This window comes from Nostoc sp. (assembly GCF_035638895.1).
In the GTDB taxonomy this organism is placed as follows: domain Bacteria; phylum Cyanobacteriota; class Cyanobacteriia; order Cyanobacteriales; family Nostocaceae; genus Nostoc.
The window spans coordinates 1-3,085 of record NZ_DASQZC010000629.1; the positions used below are offsets into that span (position 1 = coordinate 1).

1 protein-coding gene and 1 pseudogene are annotated in these 3,085 nt (G+C 51.3%); both read right to left on the minus strand.

Annotated elements, in window-relative coordinates:
• Window positions 1-435: pseudogene (locus VE944_RS30450) on the minus strand (hypothetical protein); the annotation flags it as partial.
• 175 nt (window positions 436-610) lie between these two features.
• Window positions 611-1,870: a group II intron reverse transcriptase/maturase gene (ltrA, locus tag VE944_RS30455; RefSeq protein ID WP_324986386.1), complete on the minus strand. Its 1,260-nt coding sequence runs from the start codon at window positions 1,868-1,870 to the stop codon at window positions 611-613.
• Window positions 1,871-3,085: the final 1,215 nt, after the last annotated feature.

Sequence of the window (3,085 nt, forward strand, 5' to 3'; positions counted from 1 at the left end):
CGTGCATTTCAGCTTGGACACTGCCTGGTGGGCATTTCTTGCGGGTCTTCCTCCATAAGAGCACGGAAGAAAGTCCTGCTCGTAAATACTCTCAAGAACCTGGGCTGTCGCTCGCTGAAGGGTCCGATCATAGACGGTAGGAACACCAATTGGGCGCTTCTCATCTTTTCCAGGCTTGGGAATATAAACCCTTCGCACCGGAGACGGATGATAGCCTCTATTATGGATCGATTTAATGCAGTTTTCTGACCATTTGGCAAAACCAAGTCGCGATTCTTCCACTGACAGCTTATCAACTCCAGAGGCACTGTTAAGAGGAATCGTTTTGAGACTCTTTCCCAACAGTTCCGCAGTAATGTGATGAGCAATATTGTTGAACTTAAGTTCTGGTTCCGTCTTTGCTTTAGTCGCTATGCGTTCAAGTCCAGTTGTCATGTCTGGCTGTATTCCTCCATTGTATGAGGCACCTCATCCTCTTCTGAGAGAGGGACATGTTGCCCTTGATTGCTTCAATAATTGCCTGCCGCTTCCCCATGTACTTGGCTTTCCCAAGCTCCGAGTGTAGGGTAGGAGGAGGCGCCCCCTGCGGGGGCTGGCCTCCGTCCCCCGCTCAAACCGGACGTGCAGTTTTCCCGCATCCGGCTTTCATAGAAGCACGATTCTCGTAGGGACCTATCGAAGGTATCAGTTCAACAAGATTAACCAGGCCGAGATCACCATAAAGCCTGGCTGAGGGCAGAGTTTTCCAACCGCAGCAGCGCCAGCGTTTATAGCAATGAGACCAGATGCGCCTGACAATCCAGGCATCCAACTGATGAAATATCTTGCGGACGTGGGCTTTACAAAAGTAGTTGCCCCATCCGCGTATGACTGGGTTTATTTGCTCGATCAGTTGTTCGGTTGTCACTGAGGCTCGCCTTCTTGTCCTTACCCGTATCTCGTCCTTAAATTTCTTTATGGATTTGGTACGAGGATAGGCATATAAGGCACCTGCCTTCGCCCTGCTGCGTATCTTTTCCGGGCTCAGTTTCATCGGACGATTACCGCGCTTGATCTTGTAGCCTAGAAATTCAAATCCATGGCGTACATTTACAATTCGGGTCTTTGTCGGATGCAGTGTGACACCGAGCTTTTCCAAGATTCGCTTTGCCGTGGTCAGAAGCGCTTTCGCTTCTGCGTGACTTCTACATGTCCCAACCCAATCATCTGCGTAACGCGTGAGATTATAGCCCCGCCGGCGCATTTCGCAGTCAAATGGAGTTAAGAGTACATTGCTCAGGCACGGTGAAACGACCCCACCCTGTGGCGTACCGGTCTCCGTGGGAATCTGCTTGCCCTCTGCAAGACAACCAGCTTTTAGGATGCTCTCAAGGAGCCGCAGGACGCGACCATCAGAGATCCGTTGATTGACCAGGGCCAACAACTTTTCGTGCGAAACTGAGCCAAAGAAATCTCTCAGGTCAGCATCGACGATCCATTCATTTCCCTGTTCAATTTCATTCCAGACCTTTCGCAGTGCATCTTTCGCCGATCTATTACGCCTGTATCCGAAGTTGGCATCGTCGAATACAGGTTCGAAGATCGGCTCGATCCGGTTCAAAATCGCTTGTTGGCATACGCGATCGTAGATCGTTGGAATGCCAAGGTTGCGAAACTCTCCCGGCAGACCCGGCTTGGGAATCTTTTGCTGACGAACAGGTTGAGGCTGATAGGTGTTCATTTTGAGTTCCTCATGAAGTCTTTTGAGATTGTCCTTAAGGGACATCTCAAACTCTTCAATGTCGACACCATCGATACCCCCAGATCCTCTGTTCGCTCTGACCTTCCACCAGGCCATCTCCAAGTTCTTCATCGTGTAAATCTTGTCCACCAATGAGTGAACCTTCTTTGTCCCTGTTGGGTTAAGCCAATCAGCAAGTCTCCTCGGACCATGACTTCTGGGTCTTTCGCTTAGGGAACTTTCCGCGTCATAGTCTTTGCTCATCTTACCTCCTTTGCTTCCTCCAACCACTCCTATCGGCTGCCTTCCCGAGCCTCACTTTGCTCCCGATTGCTCGGTCGCCTGGCTTTCACCAGGCTTGTGGTACTATTCAGCCGTCCGACTACTCCCTGCGCATCATTTCCCATTTCGCTTTGCTCTTATAGGGTCACTTACTTCTATTGCCGGTAGAAGACGCAACGAGTCCTCCCAGGGTCACGTATTGATCTTCCATTCCATGCCGCCTGCAAACACCTTGGTACGATAGAGCGGATAAGAATGCCTTCGTCCCCATACTGCGGACTCGACCTCTCTCTATCTTTGGCCGACCAGTTCATCGTCGAGGTGGCCCTCTTGATTACAGCCTGGAATTTCTCCGCATGCCCTTCGGATTCCGCCTCACGGCGGACACCCTGCCCTCCAGTTCGCTGTTTACAGCCGTCCATCGTTAGGTGAATGCTGGTCATCTGTCCGCTCCTCTTCATCTCTCACCGAGCTGAATAAGTTGTCACCAGTCCGAGCGTTTCCTTTACGACTTCCACTGGCCAGCGAGGCTGTTAACCCCGCTTTTGGATATGATGCTCCTTATCCGAGCATCAGTGGGACTTTAACCCACACGATCAATGCGCTGCCTGGCGCACAATATCAGCAGGTCCGACCCCCTGGCAGGTAATCCACCCTCCTTGCTTTCCACACTTGTCGGATGGCTGGAGATCATCTCCGCCTGACAGGGTCTCCCGTGTTCACACGACATCTCTTGCTGCATACCGCCGGTACAACCCCGGAACCCCTTGCTGATCTCGCCAAAGTGATCGAGCTTATGCTGCCTTCCTTTCCAGAACATGAAAGTCGACGGGTTCTTATTATGCATTATCGAGGCGAATTATCCGTTCACTTGAGTTGCGGTCTACGTGCTTCCTGTGTACGCTTTACAGAGTTTGTTCCATGTGGTATTTGTTTGGGTATCCCAAACCGGTTTTCTGTCTCTCCTCCTTTCCACCACCGTTCATTTCCGCTCTCTGCACAACACTCGGTTCCCAACTATTGGCTAGATATTATTGAGGCGGGCATCACAGCCCACTAGATGTCGTGCGCCTCACGGCGCAC